Annotated in this window: 17 protein-coding genes and 1 pseudogene; 10 read left to right on the top strand and 8 right to left on the bottom strand. The window is 38.3% G+C overall.

The features are described 5' to 3' along the window. The first annotated feature begins 47 nt into the window (after positions 1–47). Positions 48–1,238, top strand: coding sequence for an MFS transporter (locus tag AC4CUX_RS17525; protein WP_005325067.1), 1,191 nt, complete (start codon positions 48–50; stop codon positions 1,236–1,238). Positions 1,239–1,299: 61 nt separating this feature from the next. On the opposite strand, the gene AC4CUX_RS17520 is transcribed toward AC4CUX_RS17525, so the two are convergent. Together AC4CUX_RS17520 and otsB are read right to left on the bottom strand one after the other, a co-directional pair. Next, a complete protein-coding gene (locus AC4CUX_RS17520) occupies positions 1,300–2,736 on the bottom strand; it encodes a trehalose-6-phosphate synthase (protein WP_151769096.1) in 1,437 nt (478 codons plus the stop codon). Continuing rightward, positions 2,724–3,578 carry a trehalose-phosphatase gene (otsB, locus tag AC4CUX_RS17515; protein WP_005005835.1) on the bottom strand — a complete coding sequence of 285 codons (855 nt, stop codon included), beginning with the start codon at positions 3,576–3,578 and terminating at the stop codon, positions 2,724–2,726. Before otsB ends, AC4CUX_RS17520 begins: the two co-directional genes overlap by 13 nt. A 260-nt stretch (positions 3,579–3,838) precedes the next feature. Here otsB and AC4CUX_RS17510 point away from each other — a divergent pair. Continuing rightward, positions 3,839–4,041 (top strand): annotated as a pseudogene (locus AC4CUX_RS17510) (transposase); the annotation flags it as partial. A 46-nt stretch (positions 4,042–4,087) separates the two neighbouring features. Here the strand turns inward: AC4CUX_RS17510 and xseB are convergent. Both xseB and xseA read right to left on the bottom strand, forming a co-directional pair. Then, positions 4,088–4,282, bottom strand: coding sequence for an exodeoxyribonuclease VII small subunit (gene xseB / locus AC4CUX_RS17505; RefSeq protein WP_094148961.1), 195 nt, complete (start codon positions 4,280–4,282; stop codon positions 4,088–4,090). Then, positions 4,275–5,537, bottom strand: coding sequence for an exodeoxyribonuclease VII large subunit (gene xseA / locus AC4CUX_RS17500; RefSeq protein ID WP_094148960.1), 1,263 nt, complete (start codon positions 5,535–5,537; stop codon positions 4,275–4,277). Before xseA ends, xseB begins: the two co-directional genes overlap by 8 nt. Before the next feature lie 562 nt (positions 5,538–6,099). Between xseA and AC4CUX_RS17495 the strand changes: the two genes are divergently transcribed. Next, positions 6,100–6,327, top strand: a complete 228-nt coding sequence (locus AC4CUX_RS17495) for a hypothetical protein (protein ID WP_004984985.1) — start codon at positions 6,100–6,102, stop codon at positions 6,325–6,327. Positions 6,328–6,421: 94 nt separating this feature from the next. Further along, entirely contained in the window at positions 6,422–6,691 is a 270-nt protein-coding gene (locus tag AC4CUX_RS17490) for a hypothetical protein (RefSeq protein WP_004984984.1), read from the top strand. A gap of 534 nt (positions 6,692–7,225) precedes the next feature. Here AC4CUX_RS17490 and AC4CUX_RS17485 read toward each other — a convergent pair. Continuing rightward, a protein-coding gene (locus tag AC4CUX_RS17485) for an IS3 family transposase (RefSeq protein WP_223235881.1) occupies positions 7,226–8,358 on the bottom strand; the annotation gives its coding sequence in 2 pieces (ribosomal slippage) (positions 7,226–8,106 and positions 8,106–8,358; 1,134 coding nt in all). 119 nt (positions 8,359–8,477) lie between these two features. On the opposite strand from AC4CUX_RS17485, the gene AC4CUX_RS17480 reads away from it, so the two are divergent. Together AC4CUX_RS17480 and AC4CUX_RS17475 are read left to right on the top strand one after the other, a co-directional pair. After that, a complete protein-coding gene (locus tag AC4CUX_RS17480; protein ID WP_004676710.1) occupies positions 8,478–8,687 on the top strand; it encodes a hypothetical protein in 210 nt (69 codons plus the stop codon). A gap of 147 nt (positions 8,688–8,834) precedes the next feature. Then, positions 8,835–9,967, top strand: a protein-coding gene (locus AC4CUX_RS17475) for an IS3 family transposase (RefSeq protein ID WP_223235881.1) whose coding sequence is annotated in 2 segments (ribosomal slippage) — positions 8,835–9,087 and positions 9,087–9,967 — 1,134 coding nt in all. Because the reading frame shifts where the segments join, the coding sequence is not laid out codon by codon here. 718 nt (positions 9,968–10,685) lie between these two features. Here the strand turns inward: AC4CUX_RS17475 and AC4CUX_RS17470 are convergent. Next, positions 10,686–11,903, bottom strand: coding sequence for a tyrosine-type recombinase/integrase (locus AC4CUX_RS17470; protein ID WP_004984978.1), 1,218 nt, complete (start codon positions 11,901–11,903; stop codon positions 10,686–10,688). 386 nt (positions 11,904–12,289) lie between these two features. On the opposite strand from AC4CUX_RS17470, the gene icd reads away from it, so the two are divergent. The 3 genes from icd (at position 12,290) to AC4CUX_RS17455 (ending at position 14,887) form a co-directional block, all read left to right on the top strand. After that, on the top strand, positions 12,290–13,543 hold the full coding sequence (icd, locus tag AC4CUX_RS17465; protein ID WP_005401098.1) for an NADP-dependent isocitrate dehydrogenase: 1,254 nt from the start codon (positions 12,290–12,292) through the stop codon (positions 13,541–13,543). Positions 13,544–13,826: 283 nt separating this feature from the next. Continuing rightward, positions 13,827–13,985 carry a hypothetical protein gene (locus tag AC4CUX_RS17460; RefSeq protein WP_005401099.1) on the top strand — a complete coding sequence of 53 codons (159 nt, stop codon included), beginning with the start codon at positions 13,827–13,829 and terminating at the stop codon, positions 13,983–13,985. Between the two features lie 350 nt (positions 13,986–14,335). Next, positions 14,336–14,887: a M23 family metallopeptidase gene (locus AC4CUX_RS17455; protein ID WP_005401100.1), complete on the top strand. Its 552-nt coding sequence runs from the start codon at positions 14,336–14,338 to the stop codon at positions 14,885–14,887. A gap of 192 nt (positions 14,888–15,079) precedes the next feature. Here the strand turns inward: AC4CUX_RS17455 and AC4CUX_RS17450 are convergent, their stop codons facing one another. Together AC4CUX_RS17450 and AC4CUX_RS17445 are read right to left on the bottom strand one after the other, a co-directional pair. Next, a complete protein-coding gene (locus AC4CUX_RS17450) occupies positions 15,080–16,282 on the bottom strand; it encodes a YbfB/YjiJ family MFS transporter (RefSeq protein ID WP_039890415.1) in 1,203 nt (400 codons plus the stop codon). A 108-nt stretch (positions 16,283–16,390) separates the two neighbouring features. After that, positions 16,391–16,984, bottom strand: coding sequence for a flavin reductase (locus AC4CUX_RS17445; RefSeq protein ID WP_039890484.1), 594 nt, complete (start codon positions 16,982–16,984; stop codon positions 16,391–16,393). Between the two features lie 171 nt (positions 16,985–17,155). Between AC4CUX_RS17445 and AC4CUX_RS17440 the strand changes: the two genes are divergently transcribed. Beyond that, positions 17,156–18,544 (top strand): L-cystine transporter, encoded by a 1,389-nt coding sequence (locus tag AC4CUX_RS17440; protein ID WP_490792583.1) that lies wholly within the window; start codon positions 17,156–17,158, stop codon positions 18,542–18,544. Positions 18,545–18,650: the final 106 nt, after the last annotated feature.

Raw genomic sequence — 18,650 nt, 5'->3', positions numbered from 1 at the left:
TTTATCCGAGATGGACGCTCTGAGTTAATTTGTGTGGATGGTATTAAATGATCCTTTTTTCCAGAACTGCTCTTATTGATCCTGAAATTCAATTAAGTGCTCAACGTCTTTCAACTCGTTTTAGCTTTTTCGGTCTTGGTTTCGCCACGGCTGCATGGGCGCCGCTGATTCCTTTTGCCCAGCAACGTTTGCATTTTAATCATGCCGATTTTGGTTTGTTGCTATTATGCAGCGGCTTAGGTGCAATGCTAGCTATGCCTGCGACAGGTAAAATTGTTCAGCGTATTGGTTGTCGTGTGCCGATCGGTTTCGCTTTACTCTTGCTTGCCGTTTTATTGCCAAGCCTAAGCTTATGGACCTCGCCGTTAATGATGGCGATCACCTTATTCTTATTTGGTACAGCAGCAGGAAGTCTGGGTGTTGCACTCAATATTCAGGCCGTAGTGGTTGAGAAAAATAGCTTAAAATCATTGATGTCTGGCTTTCATGGTATGGCGAGTCTAGGCGGATTAGCTGGGGTACTGACGATTACTGCATTGCTTGCTTTAAGTATTTCGTCTGTTATGAGCGCATTTGCTGTGAGTTTACTGTTGGTAATTATTGTTTTTCTTTCAGTGCCATACAACATAAAAGCTGTAGAAAACACCCTTCTTGAAGCGTCATCGAAAGTGAAAAAGTCGATACGACAGCGTCTGCCACAACCTTTGATTATATTAATTGGTATTGCCTGCTTCATCATTTTCATGACGGAAGGTGCGGCGATGGACTGGAGTGGTATTTATTTAACGCAACAATATGGAGTTAATGCCGCTTTTGCGGGATTGGCGTATACCTTCTTCGCGATTGCCATGACCACAGGACGTTTTACGGGGGATTATCTGATCCGTTATTTTGGTGAAAAAAAGCTTTTAACCTATAGCGCGATTTGTGCAACTTTAGGTTTAGCTTTGGTCAGTATCGCGCCTTATTGGTGGCTGGTTTTAGTGGGTTATACACTGGTTGGGACAGGTTGTTCTAACATCGTCCCGATCATGTTTTCCCGTGCTGGACGTCAGACGGTGATGCCGAGCGCAGTTGCATTGTCTTGTGTTTCGACCATGGCTTATACGGGTATTCTGGTTGGACCTGCTTTCATTGGAATGGTGAGTGAGCTGATTGGCCTAAGTACAGTGTTTATGGCACTATCGGGTCTATTATTATTGATTGTGGCTTTAAATCGGTTTACTTATGTGAAATAAGCCTCATAGTGAATTGAACTGGCAATATCTGGATACTGCCAGTTCCTTACAAATCAAAGTACTATAAATTTTGATAAATAGGGTTAACGTTACGCATTCCCAGGAATCTGAAATCCTGCATAGCGGTTTTGTTCTGTAAGTCGTTAAGAAATGCATTGCGCCACTCATTAATATCAAAATCTTTTAAACCTTTCATCAGTTGTTTGTAACGTGAAATACGTTCACGTCGTGGCATTTCCAGTGCTTTTTTTAAGGCATTGACCATCGCCATTTTGTCGGTGGGATCAACCAGAAGTGCTTCAGGCATCTGTTCCGCTGCACCTGCATATTTGGATAGAATAAGTACACCAGGATTTGATGGATTTTGCGCGGCAATATATTCTTTCGCGACCAGATTCATCCCGTCTCGTATTGAACTGATCCAGCACACATCGGCTTGACGATAGATTTGCATCAAATGATGATGTTTTATTGCATCATAAATACATTCCACGGGTTGCCACTCTTCCTTTGCAAATTCCTGATTAATCATCTCGATCTTAATCTTGAAACGCTCAAATAAACGTTGATAAGCTGGAACTTCCAAACGACATGGGCAAGCAATTTGTAAATGTTGAATATGCTGCTGATACTCAGGATATTTCTCTAAGAACTCTGCATAGGACAAAAAGCGTTCCAGTAAACCTTTTGAATAATCAATCCGATCTACGCCGATAATGGTTTTTGCAGCATTCAGCTCTACTGGACGGGTAAGGAAGTCTTGTACATCAATAAACTTATGAGCCGCTTTTTGAATCGCTGTTGGATTTACACCAATTGGATAGCATTTAATTATGGTTAAACGTTGATGGTAGCTTAATAAAGTTTGTTGAATTTTCTGTGCGTTCAATAAAGATGTGCATACTTGCATACACACTTTTTGATCTTTATCTGTTTGTAGACCCACCACATCGTATTGGCATAGATCCTCAATCAATTGTTGAGCACATGGAATTTTTTGCCAGATAAATAAAGGTGCAAAAGGAATGTGCAGGAAAAATCCAATTTTATTCTGCATACCGAGTTCACGGCAATATTTCGCCACACTTAAAAAATGATAATCATGAACCCAAATGGTATCGTCTGGATCTGCAATTTCGGCAAGTTTTTGAGCGAATAAAGAATTTACTTTTTGATATCCTTCGTATTCTGATGTTTTAAACTCAATCAGGTCTGAACGATAATGCATGGCAGGCCAAAGTGAATTGTTGGCAAACCCTGCATAATAATCTGAATATTGAGAATTTGTTAAAGGGCAGGTGACATAATCAACTTTATCCTTCCGAAAAATATTAAAATGTACTTCCTCTTGCTTATGAACTCGTTCGCCATTCCATCCGAGCCATACACCACCAATATCATCTAATGCATCTTGTATAGCGACTGCAAGCCCACCTGCGGTAGTTTTTTGCCCGTTGGGAATACTGACTCGATTCGATAAAATAATTAATTTAGACATGTTTTCTCTCCATCTAAGTTGTTGTTACCCTTAAAATTGTTATCATGGTTTCGAATATGGTCTAAAAATAATTCTAAAAAATCATATACTTGCTTTGTGTCTTTAAGCTGGTATTTGGCATGGGTAAGCCCTTGACCGACTTTGATTGAGATGCCATCTTCCAACTGATTCACAAAATAAAAACCATCTTCGTCCGTAAAGTCATCACCAATGAAAATTGGTGTGTAAACCTCATACTGGTTTAAATGAGCTAAAACTTCCTTGATTGCCAAGCCTTTATTGGCTTGAGCGGGTATTAATTCATAAACGAATTTCCCTTGAATTAATCTTAGGTTGGGGAATATCTTTTGAGCTTCTAACATTATTTTTTTTGCTATATCTTCTAGCTCTGGAGCTTTCCTATAATGCAACGCAATTGATGATTTCTTGTTTTCAATCAGTAAACTTGGATAGGCGATACATGCTCGAGCTAAAATTTTGTGAATATGTGAAATTTCTAAGAAACCCTTTGGTGTACGTAATTCTTTTTCATTTCCAAGATATATTTCTAATCCATGCAATGCAGCAATTGGAAGATCAAGGGATTCAAATAATTTACGTGCAGAATCAATGTCTCGTCCTGTCACAGCTATAACAGGAATTTTATTTGAAATAATTTGTCTTAAAATATTTAAAGTCTTAGTCGGAATATAACTGTTAGTAGGATCTAATTGAAAATCAGATAAAGTGCCATCTATATCTAAGAATAGACATGGCTTATTGTAATTTGAGTTAAGCTTGTCTCTTAATAAAGAGTTCAAGTATTCTAATTGTGAAATTGATTCATCTATTATATTTCTCAATTTTAGTATCTCATATTTCAATTATATTTTATTATAGGTTGATATTTTTTTTATAATACTTAAGTTGTCAATAAGCAAACACAAGTAGAACGTAATTTACATCAGTAATGCTTAGAATACATGGTAAATATTTCTTACATTTTTAATAAGAATTCATTTTTTATATTTATTATAGCTTTGCTACACAAAGATGTATAAGTTGAAGTCGCTTTATTGCATAAACCTATTCTTGAAGGCTTCTTCAGCAATATAATTTTCAAATGAAGAAGCCTACACACAAAATCTACCGCACAACCAATTGGCCCGCATATAACCGAGCTTTCATTAATCGAGGGAATATTGCCATTTGGTTCGATCCAAAGACCTAGTGTATGCACAATCACAAGGCAAGCATGGTCGAAATCAAACTTACTCTGACACCGCTATTCAATATTGTTTAATGATCAAATCCTTATTCCATCTAATGTAGACCAAAAAGTAAAATAAAATTTTCCCATATTATTAACTTATTATTCCTTAAATGTCTCATTCAAAGCATTTTGCACTGCGTCCACACGTGTTTTACAGGCTTTGTATGCCACCATAGACTCTTCAACGATTTTCATTAAATTATCAATGTCGGGCTCTTCCTGTGACTCCAATAGCTCGGCATTCTTTTTAAGGACTCCATAGCCTTCCTTGAAAGAGAGTTCTTTTTTACTCATTACCAATTACCTTCATTACATTTGCTTGAATGGTACCATCCTGTAATTCGACCTGGATGTTATCACCTGAAATCTGTTGAATAGAGCGAATAGCTTTCCCTTCACTACGAACTATTCCATAGCCTTTAGCCAGCACGTTTCGCGGATTCTGGATTAGGGTTTCACGCATCAGCGATTCGACTTGATTCGTTGCCAGTTTGATCTGTTGCTGGGCTAAGTAATGTAGGATGCTTCGCATCAAATCTACGCTCTTATTTGCTTCATTAATTTGCCCATGCGCAAGCGTCTTAATCACTCTCATGTATTGATCATTTTGGCTTTGGTACGTCGTGATTTGATGTTGGGATAATAGCTTAATGGTTTGGAATGAATCTAAGACACCCTGAGTCCGTTCAGCGATAAGATTACGAATACCACCAATTACCTTACTTGGTGTGTCAAATGAACGGTTTGCAACTTCATCCAATATCGTACGGTCTTTCTCGTGACCAATACCGACCCAAATCGGAACGGTTCGTTTGGCCAACAATGCTGCCAGTTCGAAATCATTTAAATAGGCAAGGTCGTTCACAGCACCGCCACCACGGATAATCACGATGAGATCGGGTGGCGTATTGAAATCAGTAGCCCATTGTCTCAGACCATTACTTAGAGAAGTGATGATACTCTGTGCTGCCGTGTTCCCTTGAAATGTGGCTGAATAGTATTTGAAATGACATACACCAGATTTTTCTAAAGCATCAGCATCTTTTTTGAAGTCACCTAAACCTGCCGCATTCTCAGGAGCAATTACCAGGACATTCTGAATATCAAACGGAGTAGGAATGAGCTTATTTTTATTTAACAGACCTTCAGTGGTTAGTCTTTCTAATATTTGTTGATAACGCCGTGCAATGTCTCCAAGGGTATAGCTTGAATCAATATCTTCAACATTAACTGAAAAGCCATACTGTGGATCAAACTTGGCTCTGACTTTTACCAGGACATTTAAATCTTTTGAAAGCTCTACACCGCTTTCCCTTTCAAACTTAAGCACCATTTTTTGAGCTGTAAATTTCCAGATGGTTCCTTTACAACTCGCTATAACTTTGTCGGTACTTTCATCCTTTTCAGCTAACTCAAGATAGTAATGTCCGCCCTTAATATTTAGATTACGGATCTCAGCTTTCACCCATACAGGCTCATTGAAAGTAATTTGAATGACTTCCTGTACGGTTGATAGATAATCACTGAGAGAAAACTGAGGTTCAGACATTAGATCAATTATTTGAAGTGCTTAGATGAATAGTATTAAAGCAAAGCCAGAAGTGCAAATTGAGAATATGCTCACTTGACCCTGATCAAGGTATATGGCATATTTCTGCTATAGTGGACGTACATATGGAAATTCACTTAATTACCGTAAAAAGCTCATCATTTGATGGGCTTTTTTTGTTGCTAGATAATTTGGAATAAAATGTGAATGAGGTCTCAATATAAACCAAGTATATTAGTTGGTATTAAGTTCTCCATGATAGTTAATATCAGTTTATACCTGCACCTTCCCCAAGTTGCAGGTTTTTTTTCTTCATTTTTTATTCGATTAATGATTTAATTATTTTGTTGTAAATAAAAACAACGATTCCTTGTTTCGGCGCAAAAGACCAAGGGGAAAGCCTTACAGAAATGTAGGGCTTTTTTAATAGGAGCTTAACTTAAATCGTATTGGTATAAATTTTAATTTTTTATCAGATGCTTAGTCGATAAAGTGCGTTCAAATAATTGCGCTTTTTTGTTGTGATATATTTTAATCATTACTTACAACAAGAAGAATAGAAATGAATATTTATATCGGTGGTGATTTAGATGGCAGGGTAATAGTGCTTGATAAACCATGTTTTAATGCTAAAAAAGTAAACAAGACAAAAGCAGCAAACTACATTAAGCAAATGTATGTCATACATGGTGACGTCTATTATTTTTGGCGTGATGCTGAGCTTAAATTGTTGGAAGTTACTCAACGTATAGAGATCTTACTGGCAAAGACTAAGCGAAAATCTATTTAACTGTCCCTGATAGTAAGTTTTTTATTGTCTTTATCCGTAAAAGAAATTAGTTTAAATTGAACCAATTGTTAAAATAATTATGAGAACGGAAAAAATGAATAGAAAATTTGAACTACATGTGATTAGCCAGATCTATGACTTTTTAGTTGAAAGAGAGGCGTTTACCTCACTAAACCTTGATCGTAAAGTTACGGAGTTTTTTCGGGAAGTACATGTAGGGCGAGAAGAAGATTTTACAATTCTTGAATCAAATAAAATCTCAGGAAACTTTGGTGAAGTTTCCTATATCAATTTATTGAATGTCCCTAATTTCAACGATAAAGATAAATTTCTGAAATGGGCACATAAAGCTTTAAATTTATAAGTTGTAATAAATCAGTGTAATTTAATAGGAATTGTTTCATTGTTTAACAAATTCAATTACATAAATAATAATGTGGTTACATTATGAACAGTAATTCATCAGAAGGCGGTTAGATAAATACAAATCACAGTGATATGTTTGAATCAAAAGTTCTACATGGATGGAATTAAAGATGAAATTCTTAACTTTGGTGAGCATAGGTGCGGTAGCAAGTTTCTGTTTATTGTTAAAGAGTCAAACTACTGAAAATTCATTTGATTCAAACTTCGATAAAGTTGTTCGAAATGCTGTCTTACAGGGATTCATATAAATATAGATGCCTAAGATATATAGCTTTTAAGTACTTAAAGGAGAAATAAGATGATCAGATTATTAATGTGTATATTTGGCCTTCATGGTGCTAGAGAGATTGATTACACCAATGACCAAAAAGAAATTTGTGTATGCCGAGAGTGCTTGAAGAAAGTCAAGAGAGAGGTGGTCCCACATGTTTGAACAACTAAAAGCTTATTTATAAGTGATACTCTGCTCTAGTTAAGCTACCTTATTTTGTTGTGGTAGCTGGTCATAGTAAAACTCATCTGGAGTCATTTTGTCCAGACTCGAATGAGGTCGTTTCAAATTATAAAATTCAAAATATGCGTTTAATTGCTTCTTCGCATCCAAAACATTGCTGTAGGCTTTGAGATACACCTCTTCATATTTAACGCTCCGCCATAATCGTTCAACCATCACATTATCAACCCATCGACCTTTACCATCCATACTGATTTGAATGCCATTTGATTTCAATACATCAATAAATGCATCACTGGTAAACTGACTGCCTTGGTCTGTATTAAATATTTCAGGTCGACCATATTTTTCAATAGCTTCATTTAATGTTTCTATGCAAAATGTAACCTCCATACTAATCGATACTCTATGCGCAAGTACCTTGCGGCTATGCCAATCAATCACAGCACATAAATAAACAAAGCCTTTTGCCATAGGGATATACGTTATATCCGTAGACCACACTTGATTACTGCGCTGAATAGCCAATCCTTTGAGCAGATATGGATATTTGCGGTGAGCTTGATTAGCCTGGCTTAAATTTGGTTTGCAATATAACGCATTAATGCCCATTTTCTTCATTAAAGTACGTGTATGACGTCGTCCTATATGATGTCCTTGACGATTCAACAAATCACGCATCATCCGGCTACCTGCAAAAGGGTATTGCATATGTAACTCATCCATACACCGCATTAGCTTCAGATCTGATGCACTCACAGGTTTTGGGCGATAGTAATAACAACCACGGGAGACTTTCAGCAGCTGAGCTTGCTTAGATACTGAAATCTGAAGTGAGTCATCGATTAACTTTTGTGGTTGAAGCGGCCCAGTTTCTTCAACACACCTTCTAAAAAATCAATTTCTAATGCCTGCTCACCGATTTTTGCATGTAATTTTTTTAGATCGATGGGTGGTTCTGTTGGAGCTTTTGATTGATCGAAAGCTTGCGAGGAAGCTGAAATCAGTTGATTTTTCCAGTCGATAATTTGGTTTTGATGAACATCAAATTCAGCACTCAATTCAGCAAGTGTTTTTTCTGCTTTAATCGCAGCAAGTGCTACCTTAGCTTTAAAATCATTTGAATGATTTCTTCTTGGTCTACGTGCCATAAAATACTCCATATATTGATGTTTATAACATCATTTGGGGAGCAAAATATCACTTATAAGTGTTGTTCAAATTTCCTGATCCACCTCTGAGTCCTTATAAACAGGTATAATTTCTTTTTATGAAAAGACAGTCTAAAAAATCTGAGCATATAACCTCAAATTGGACAACCGAGCAAGATAGTTTCTTAATTGAAAATAGTTTTATGGTGATTGAGCAGCTTATCAATCATCTGCCTTTTACTGAAGATGAAATTATTAAGCGTAAAGAGGTACTAGGTCTCACTAGAAGACATAGACAGATGCGTAAATTTTTAAGCAATCCATCTTAAGAGAGTTCTAAGCCTCTATTTTTTTTAAAAGGGATCAGACATAAAAGACCCCGTTCGATAGAGGTGGATCAGGAAATTTGAACAACACTTATAAGTGATATTTTGCTCCCCAAATGATGTTATAAACATCAATATATGGAGTATTTTATGGCACGTAGACCAAGAAGAAATCATTCAAATGATTTTAAAGCTAAGGTAGCACTTGCTGCGATTAAAGCAGAAAAAACACTTGCTGAATTGAGTGCTGAATTTGATGTTCATCAAAACCAAATTATCGACTGGAAAAATCAACTGATTTCAGCTTCCTCGCAAGCTTTCGATCAATCAAAAGCTCCAACAGAACCACCCATCGATCTAAAAAAACTACATGCAAAAATCGGTGAGCAGGCATTAGAAATTGATTTTTTAGAAGGTGTGTTGAAGAAACTGGGCCGCTTCAACCACAAAAGTTAATCGATGACTCACTTCAGATTTCAGTATCTAAGCAAGCTCAGCTGCTGAAAGTCTCCCGTGGTTGTTATTACTATCGCCCAAAACCTGTGAGTGCATCAGATCTGAAGCTAATGCGGTGTATGGATGAGTTACATATGCAATACCCTTTTGCAGGTAGCCGGATGATGCGTGATTTGTTGAATCGTCAAGGACATCATATAGGACGACGTCATACACGTACTTTAATGAAGAAAATGGGCATTAATGCGTTATATTGCAAACCAAATTTAAGCCAGGCTAATCAAGCTCACCGCAAATATCCATATCTGCTCAAAGGATTGGCTATTCAGCGCAGTAATCAAGTGTGGTCTACGGATATAACGTATATCCCTATGGCAAAAGGCTTTGTTTATTTATGTGCTGTGATTGATTGGCATAGCCGCAAGGTACTTGCGCATAGAGTATCGATTAGTATGGAGGTTACATTTTGCATAGAAACATTAAATGAAGCTATTGAAAAATATGGTCGACCTGAAATATTTAATACAGACCAAGGCAGTCAGTTTACCAGTGATGCATTTATTGATGTATTGAAATCAAATGGCATTCAAATCAGTATGGATGGTAAAGGTCGATGGGTTGATAATGTGATGGTTGAACGATTATGGCGGAGCGTTAAATATGAAGAGGTGTATCTCAAAGCCTACAGCAATGTTTTGGATGCGAAGAAGCAATTAAACGCATATTTTGAATTTTATAATTTGAAACGACCTCATTCGAGTCTGGACAAAATGACTCCAGATGAGTTTTACTATGACCAGCTACCACAACAAAATAAGGTAGCTTAACTAGAGCAGAGTATCACTTATAAATAAGCTTTTAGTTGTTCAAACATGTGGGACCACCTCTGATATCTATTATTCGCGGAGGTTTTTTTCTCTTATGGATGTTGTTATACAACTTTATACACTTAATTAACGTCACAGTTACTTTTATAAAATCTCTTACATGTCTATCCCTAGAATTTGTGATAATTGTTTGCATTTAGAGTCAAATGCATTCTTAATGACTAGAGCATTAAATAGAACAATAGAAGGAGATGGATATGACCTCGCAAGAAGTACTCGTATTTTCAGCCTCAGCATTTGGTCTCACATTACTCATTTATGAGTTTGGACAGATGTCCATGATGTTTAGTTAAACCACCTTCGGGTGGTTTTTTATTGCAAGATATAACTACATCACAATATGGATAGAATATGTAAACTGGTTAAATTTTAGTGTAATTATGAATTTACAATATTTACTGGAAGTTTCGTTTACGTAACAAACGAGTAATTAATGGCTTTGTTGCATAAATATGTAAGCATCTGATTTAAATAAATTTAATTTTAGATCATAAAATTATCAAAACTTTTAAAATCATATAGTTATGAAATCTTTGTGCAACAAAGCCATTTAATCATTAAAGAAGATGATATATCTGAGTGGCCTACTAGAAATAAGAATGAATGGTAGGCTACGAATAAGAATAGATGGTAGGTTTATATAGGAATATGCAATAATTCATGTGCTCCAGCTATCTACAATATTTGCCCAATCCTGAAGCATCTTTCTACGATCAGTCAAATATTTCGCATGGTTATATGAAGCGCGGGTCTTATTTACTTCGGCATGGGCTAGTTGTGTTTCAATCCAGTCAGTATTATAGCCAAGGCCATTTAATTCAGTTGAGGCTGTAGCCCTAAAGTCATGAGCTGTTACTTGATTTAAGCCAATATATGTAAGCATTTTGTTTAGAGTAGTTCTAGAGATCATGCAGTCTCTTTTTTGCGGGGAAGGGAATACATATTTTTGATCTTTAGTAAAAGCATATTGTTCATTCAAAATATTAAGTAATTGATTGGAAATGGGAACGATATGAACTCGATTTTTCTTCATTATTCGTTCTTGCTTTAATCGTCTAGAGGCTTTAGGAAATTTGATAATCTTCTCTTCAAAATCTACAAAACTCCATTCCATTTTTCTTATTTCAACAGTCCTGAGCATAGAGTAAAGCATTGCCAAACATGCATTCTTAACGGTTGTAGAACCTCCATAACTATCAATATTTTGTCGTAGTGCATTCTTCTCATGCTTTTCAAGTGGTCGAGCATGTTCTACCTCAGGGGATTCAATGGCCTCCCTTACCGCGTAGGTGGGATCGTTATCAGCGCGTAAAGTCACAATTGCATAGCGCATAACTAAACCAATGAATCTACGATTAAGGTTGGCAGCAGACTCACCAGTGCCATGCTTCCCTTGACTTAATACACGTTGAACAGTGTTCTTCATAATGGATAAGATATCTGCAGAGCTAACGTCATTGATTGGCTTATTGCCAATGGCTTTGTAGACATCCTTTTCCATAGAATTATTAAAACGGCCGATATAGTCCTCTGATTTGTACTTCATTCTCTCTTGAACATATTCTTGAGCAATGGCCTTAAATGTATTGTTAACAGCCAATTCTTTTTCAATTCTATCTTTTTTCTTTTCTTCAACAGGGTTCAAGCCTTTAGCAAGTTTAGCTTTAGCCTCGTCTTTAAGCTTACGAGCATCCTGAAGTGATACTGCAGGGTATTCGCCAAAACTAATAGTCCCTTCTTTTCCATGTAAGACAAATTTGAATCGCCAAATTTTTTTACCAGTCGGGCGCACTTCAATATATAAACGTTCAGCATCAAGTATTCGGTAAGATTTTTCTAGTGATTTTAAAGTTCTGACTTTTGCATCGGTGAGCATACGGGTATCTTGTTAATAGAAATATGTTACCCGTTAAGATGCCCGTTTTTATTGAGGATTAAAATAGAATAAAAAAGACTAAAATAGAGTGTAAGTTTTGTTTTGTAAGGGTTTTAGTGGTTTTCATTAGATTGTAACGGATTGATACAGACTCATATTATCAGCATTATTCAGGATGACGATTTTCATAGTCAATAACTTCTGTAATTACATAAAATAAGAAATATCAAGATTTATTTAATAGAGAAATGTAGTTATTTCTCGTATAAATCTCAAAAACAGCGGAATTCGATTAAGCTATTATGCGATAAGAAGAGTGGAAAGTATTGTCTATCGGCAATTATTTTTTAAATTTGCCAATTATAATAAAAGGGAGCACCTGCAAAATGGGTTATCAGAAGATCATCGTTCCTGCGGATGGTAGTAAAATTACCGTAAACGCAGATTTATCATTAAATGTTCCAAATCAACCGATTATTCCTTTTATTGAAGGCGATGGTATTGGTGTCGACATTACACCAGCCATGAAAACTGTAGTGGATGCTGCAGTACAAAAAGCATATGGTGGTAAACGCTCGATTGAGTGGATGGAAGTCTACTGCGGTGAAAAAGCCAATAAAATTTATGGCTCTTATATGCCAGAAGAAACTTTTGATGCGCTACGTGAGTTTGTGGTTTCAATTAAAGGCCCTTTAACTACACCTGTTGGTGGGGGGATTCGCTCTTTAAATGTGGCGCTACGCCAAGAATTAGATTTGTACGTCTGTGTACGCCCTGTACGTTGGTTTGAAGGGGTACCATCACCTGTTCAGCATCCTGAACTGACCGACATGGTTATTTTCCGTGAAAACTCAGAAGATATTTATGCAGGAATCGAGTGGAAAGCCGACTCTCCTGAAGCGAAGAAAGTGATTAAGTTCCTCAAAGAAGAAATGGGCGTGACTAAAATCCGCTTTGAAGATAACTGTGGTATTGGGATTAAGCCTGTATCGAAAGAGGGAACGCAGCGCCTTGTGCGTAAAGCCATTCAATTTGCGATTGATAATGATAAGCCGAGTGTGACCTTGGTTCACAAAGGCAATATCATGAAATATACCGAAGGGGCGTTTAAGGAGTGGGGCTATGAACTTGCGATGGACCGTTTCGGTGGTGAGCTCATTGATGGTGGGCCATGGGTAAAAATTAAAAATCCGAAAAATGGTAAAGATATCATTATTAAAGATGTGATTGCCGATGCATTCTTGCAGCAGATTTTAATGCGTCCTGCGGACTATTCAGTGATTGCGACTTTAAACCTGAATGGTGACTATATTTCTGATGCACTGGCTGCAGAAGTTGGAGGGATTGGTATTGCGCCGGGTGCGAATATTGGTGGGGCGATTTCTGTTTATGAAGCCACGCACGGAACAGCGCCAAAATATGCCGGTCAAGATAAAGTCAACCCAGGCTCTATTATTCTTTCTGCTGAAATGATGCTACGAGATATGGGCTGGGTAGAGGCGGCAGATTTGATCATTAAGGGGATTTCAGGGGCAATTGAGGCGAAAACAGTCACTTATGATTTTGAGCGATTAATGCCGAATGCAACCTTATTGCGTTGTTCAGAGTTTGGTGAAGCCATTATTGCGAATATGGAATAAGTTTTAAGCTGAATTGGTAGAAGCCCGCACATACTGCGGGTTTTCTTTTGTTGGCTTGAAAATAGCTGTGGAAATAGGTTTGCAATGTAAAACTAGGTTAAAGGGTTCGTACTTTCAGTGAGTATAGGTAAGGTTAAATAAAAAGGAGAGTTGATTCTTAACCACAATTTATATATGTAATTACAATGAAGTACTTTGATACAGCTTATAGCTTGGGTTTTTAGCTGAGTGATGTATGGTGGTCTTTGTCGAATGTTACGGCAGATGATAAAGGAGTAGTCTCATGGCTAATCAACAAAATCAACAGCAGAACAATCAGCAGCAACGTCAACAACAACCAAATCAACCGCAAGAACAACCAGACCAGCAACAACAGCAACAACAACCCAAACCAAATCAAGGCCAGCAAAAACAGCCGAACCCAGATCAGCAACAACGCTAGGCGTATTGCTATTTCATGAACGAATGTTAAAGGCATTTCAAGGAAGAATCGATCAAAGGGAGTTGAACCAAAGGAGGACCCTATGTCGAATAATGTTGTGAAAACATTAAAACAGAAGATCAAAGCACGTTTAAAAAAGATCTCTAAGCATCAGTCTAAGCTGAAAGCCTTAGAGAAAAAACTGAAGAAGCGTAAGTAGTTTTACGTGGTTTATTTGAAGCAAAGCCCTCATTTTATATGAGGGCTTTGCCGTTACATATATAAGATATCTTTCAATATATGAGGCATTTAGTATGAAAAGGTAACTGTATCTTATTTTAATATCTAAAAATTAGCTGAGTAGTTGAATCATGTCTCGTTTAGTTCTGAGTGGAGCTATTTTAAGTATAAGTCTGCTGATGAGTGGATGTCAGCCGCCTGCTTCGGGTGAAGCAGCGGGTTTGAGTTATCCATATTTATATTGGCAGTTATATAAGACACCTTTAGAGAAAAACTTAAATGTGCCTGTACAAGGTGTAAGCCATAAGCAGATACAAGATACTTGGGGGGCAGCACGTGGTCAGGGACGAAAACATCAAGGTATTGATATCTTCGCTAAACGCGGAACACCTGTCTTAAGTGCTACATCAGGCATTGTCTTGGATGTCGGCCTCAATAGTCTAGGTGGACAAGTGGTATGGGTAATGGGACCAAACTTAAGCCGTCACTACTATGCACATTTAGATGCTTATGCACCTGATATTCAAACGGGTGATTGGGTTGATGTGGGAGAAGTGTTGGGCTATGTCGGGAACACGGGCAATGCCAAGAACACGCCACCACATTTGCACTATGGAATTTATAGGACTGGAAAAGGAGCTGTGAATCCTTATCCGTATTTAACTTTAAATGCGTTGAAATAACAGAGCTTTGATTTACAGCTGTAAAAGTTCGAATGCGTCCATTGTATTGGTCATAGATGGCTCATCAATTGGGTTCTTTTCTTATTCTTAAACCGTACATTTGTAATATTTAAAAGTAAGTTAAAAATATCACACGTATTTAACATGGACGGCCCTCTATAACTCTTTTTCGATTTCCTTCTATGTGAAGGATTAAAAGGCCTCTTTTTTAGTTGTTGGATTGGAGGTGGATGTCCTACGAGTAAAATAAAACAATTGCAGTGTTCCTAAACCGAGGACTCCCGCAGCAAGCATAAACTGAAAGTGATATGACCAACCCAAATGCTGCAAGGTACTAAAACTTAAGCCACCGACCAGCTGGACCGTTGCAAAGCTGAGTGTCGCCATACTCCACAGTTTTTTATAGGCCAAGCCGTAGAGTTGTAAGATGGTGTAGGAGGTGAGAAAGACTACTGCAGGGTTCAGTAGACCTGTGAGAAATGAAGACAGGAGCGTAAATACAGGTGACAAACTCAGAACCGCAATAAAAACTGCCACAATATAGACACTGTATAAAATCTTTAAAGCCAGAAAGTTGCCAAATTTACGCGCTAAAGCATAAGCTGTCGCTGCACCCAAAGCGCTGCCTAAGCCATATAAAATCCAGTTAAAATTGATCCAATATAAATTTAGCGTTAACACATGGCTTAAATAATCAATCCAAAACAAAGAATGGGGAATATACGCAAAGGCGCTGCAGGCATAAACAATGAGTAAGCTATAGTAAATTTTATTCACTGTATAAGTCTGGGGCTGGCTTGTAGGGATACTGTGCAGTTGCTTTTGGAAAGGGTGAACAAGTATCCATAATAACAATGTAATGACAAATGCAAAGCCACAGAGAATGAACCATGCACTACTGATTGCAATACGGTCTAAATACGGCATAAACAGCGTGGCTGCCAATACACCAATTCCTATTCCGCTAAATCCAATGAGATTAATTTTAAAACGGTGCTGTAACTCACTGCACTGCGCCACAATACTGGGCGATAGAATCATCAGCAAACCACCGCCGATACCTGAAATGATGCGCCACACCAAATACCAAACTTCGTTAAAATGCGCAAATGCACAGGCAAACAGGCTGATTGAACCAAAGAGCGCAGCAAAAATGATATAGATCGGCATTTTTGCATTCTGTGGCAACTTCATCGCCCAAAATGCTCCGATCAGATAACCCAGCAGATTGGCGCTACCGAGTAGGCTGGCGAAATTGTGTGACCATTCATAGGCTTCGCGAGTGGACGGCAGTAGAGCGGTATAAGAAAAACGTAAGATGCCAATTCCCAAGCACATACTCAGGCAGAGAAAGAGACTTAGTTGTACGGTGCTTGAGAACGTCCTGTTCATCATAATTTGACTATTTGTTTAAAAAATACACTTGAACTATAAGATGAAATTTACAATAAAACAATCGGGTGATGTCCGCCTTTAGTCGAGCGGAGTAAAGGCGAAGTCAATTTAATCAGTATCTTTGAGTTGATTGATATCCACTGCATCACCAATGGTATAAAAATGCCCGCCTGCAACATGATGGATACTTTTCCATTCATCTGCGGCTTCATGGTAGTACCAATGGCCATCTCTAAAAACACGATCATCTGCATAAGCGGCAATGACTTTGCCAATAAACAAGTCATGCTGCTGCTGATTATGCGGTTCAGGAATGAGTTCACACAGAATCCATGCACTACAGCCTTCAACCACTGGAATTGGGCTGTGACCAAACTGAAAAAGTTCGACCCCACATTGACGTAACTTTTCAGGAGCATCATATTGACTGATCATGCCCAGTGCGTAGACCATTTTCAGCTGTTTAAGTGTAGGGACTTGCAGCGCAAACAAACCCGATTTTTCAATAATACTGCGGGTTTTTGTCGATTTATCGAGTACCACCGTCACTTTGGCGGGGCTAAACTCTAGGGCGCATGCCCAAGCCGCGGCCATGACATCGGTGCTTTCATCATCTTGACTAGAAACCAGCACGGTTGGGCCGTGGTTGAGTAGCCGATATGCTTTTTCTAAAGGGACGGGCAGAATGTGAGGATTAAGCAAAGATTAATTCATGTAAAAGAACACTTTAACAGCCGTTTAAATGCTTTATACCACATTCTAAAACTGCCAATTCAGTCTAAATTTGTACATTCAGCGTGGAATATGGCGCAAAACAGTAAGCCCGTTTAAATTTTGATTTATAATTATGACAGCATCATTTAGGGAAACAATATGAATATCCCCTTAATCGTCAATGTCATCATTTTTATTGCATTGCTTTTTTTACTGGGCCGAACCCGTAAAACCGATTGGAGTTTAGCGAAGAAAGTACTGGCGGGTCTCTGTCTTGGTATTGTTTTTGGTCTCGCTTTACATGGGTTTTATGGTACGAATTCGCCTGAACTGCAAGAGTCGGTACAGTGGTTTAATTTGGTCGGTAAAGGTTATGTCAAACTACTACAAATGGTGGTGATGCCTTTGGTATTTGTTTCCATTTTAGGCGCTGTGATTAAGCTGCACGATGCAGGTTCATTGGGTAAAATTAGTTTTATCAGTATTGGGACTTTGCTATTTACTACAGCGATTGCTGCATTTGTCGGTGTGGTGGTGACCAATCTGTTTGGCTTAACCGCGGCAGGTTTGGTCCAAGGCACACAAGAAACTGAACGTTTAAATACGATTCAAACTGACTATGTCGGGCAAGTGGCTGACTTGCAAGTGCCTGATTTATTTCTGTCATTTATTCCGAGCAATCCTTTTGCCGAGCTGACAGGGGCACATCCAACGTCCATTATTAGTGTAGTCATTTTTGCAGTGTTTTTAGGCATTGCAGGTTTGAACCTCATGAAAGCGGATGCTGAAAAAGGGCAAAAGCTGTTGTCTGCAATTGACATCTTGCAAGCGTGGGTCATGAAGTTGGTGCGTCTAATTATGATGCTCACTCCTTATGGTGTGTTCGCACTCATGACCAATATTGTGGCCAACTCTAAAATGGCGGACATCTTAAACTTAGGTGGCTTCTTGGTTGCGTCTTATATCGGCTTGGCGATTATGTTTATCGTGCACGCCGTGATTTTGGCGCTCACAGGCGTGAACCCAATTCAGTTCTTTAAAAAGGTTTGGCCTGTGCTGACCTTTGCATTTACCAGCCGTTCAAGTGCTGCCAGTATTCCTTTAAATATTGAAGCGCAAACACGACGTCTGGGTGTACCAGAGTCGATTGCCAGCTTTTCAGCATCATTTGGTACGACCATTGGGCAAAACGGCTGTGCAGGGCTGTATCCTGCGATGCTGACTGTTATGGTTGCACCGACAGTGGGTATTAATCCGCTCGATCCACTTTGGATTTTGACTTTGGTTTGTGTCGTGACCTTGAGCTCGATTGGGGTGGCTGGTGTAGGTGGTGGAGCAACATTTGCAGCACTGATTGTCCTGCCGATGCTGGGCTTGCCTGTGACTTTGGTTGCACTGCTTATTTCAATTGAGCCTTTAATTGATATGGGGCGTACGGCTTTGAATGTGAATGGTTCTATGACCGCAGGTGTCGTGACCAGCCAAGTCTTAGGTCAAACGGATAAGCGTATTTTTGAGCAAGACAATGTGGACTTAAAAGAAGTCTAAGCTGAGAAATATATAGCTTATGAACTGAAAAGAAGCCTATCTTCATGATTAGGCTTCTTTTTATTGGGCGTGTATCCATAAATGACTAAAAACTGTATCTACTTTT

It is taken from the genome of Acinetobacter sp. 231_lipA (assembly GCF_058243005.1).
This window is presented reverse-complemented; position numbering and strand designations above follow the sequence as displayed.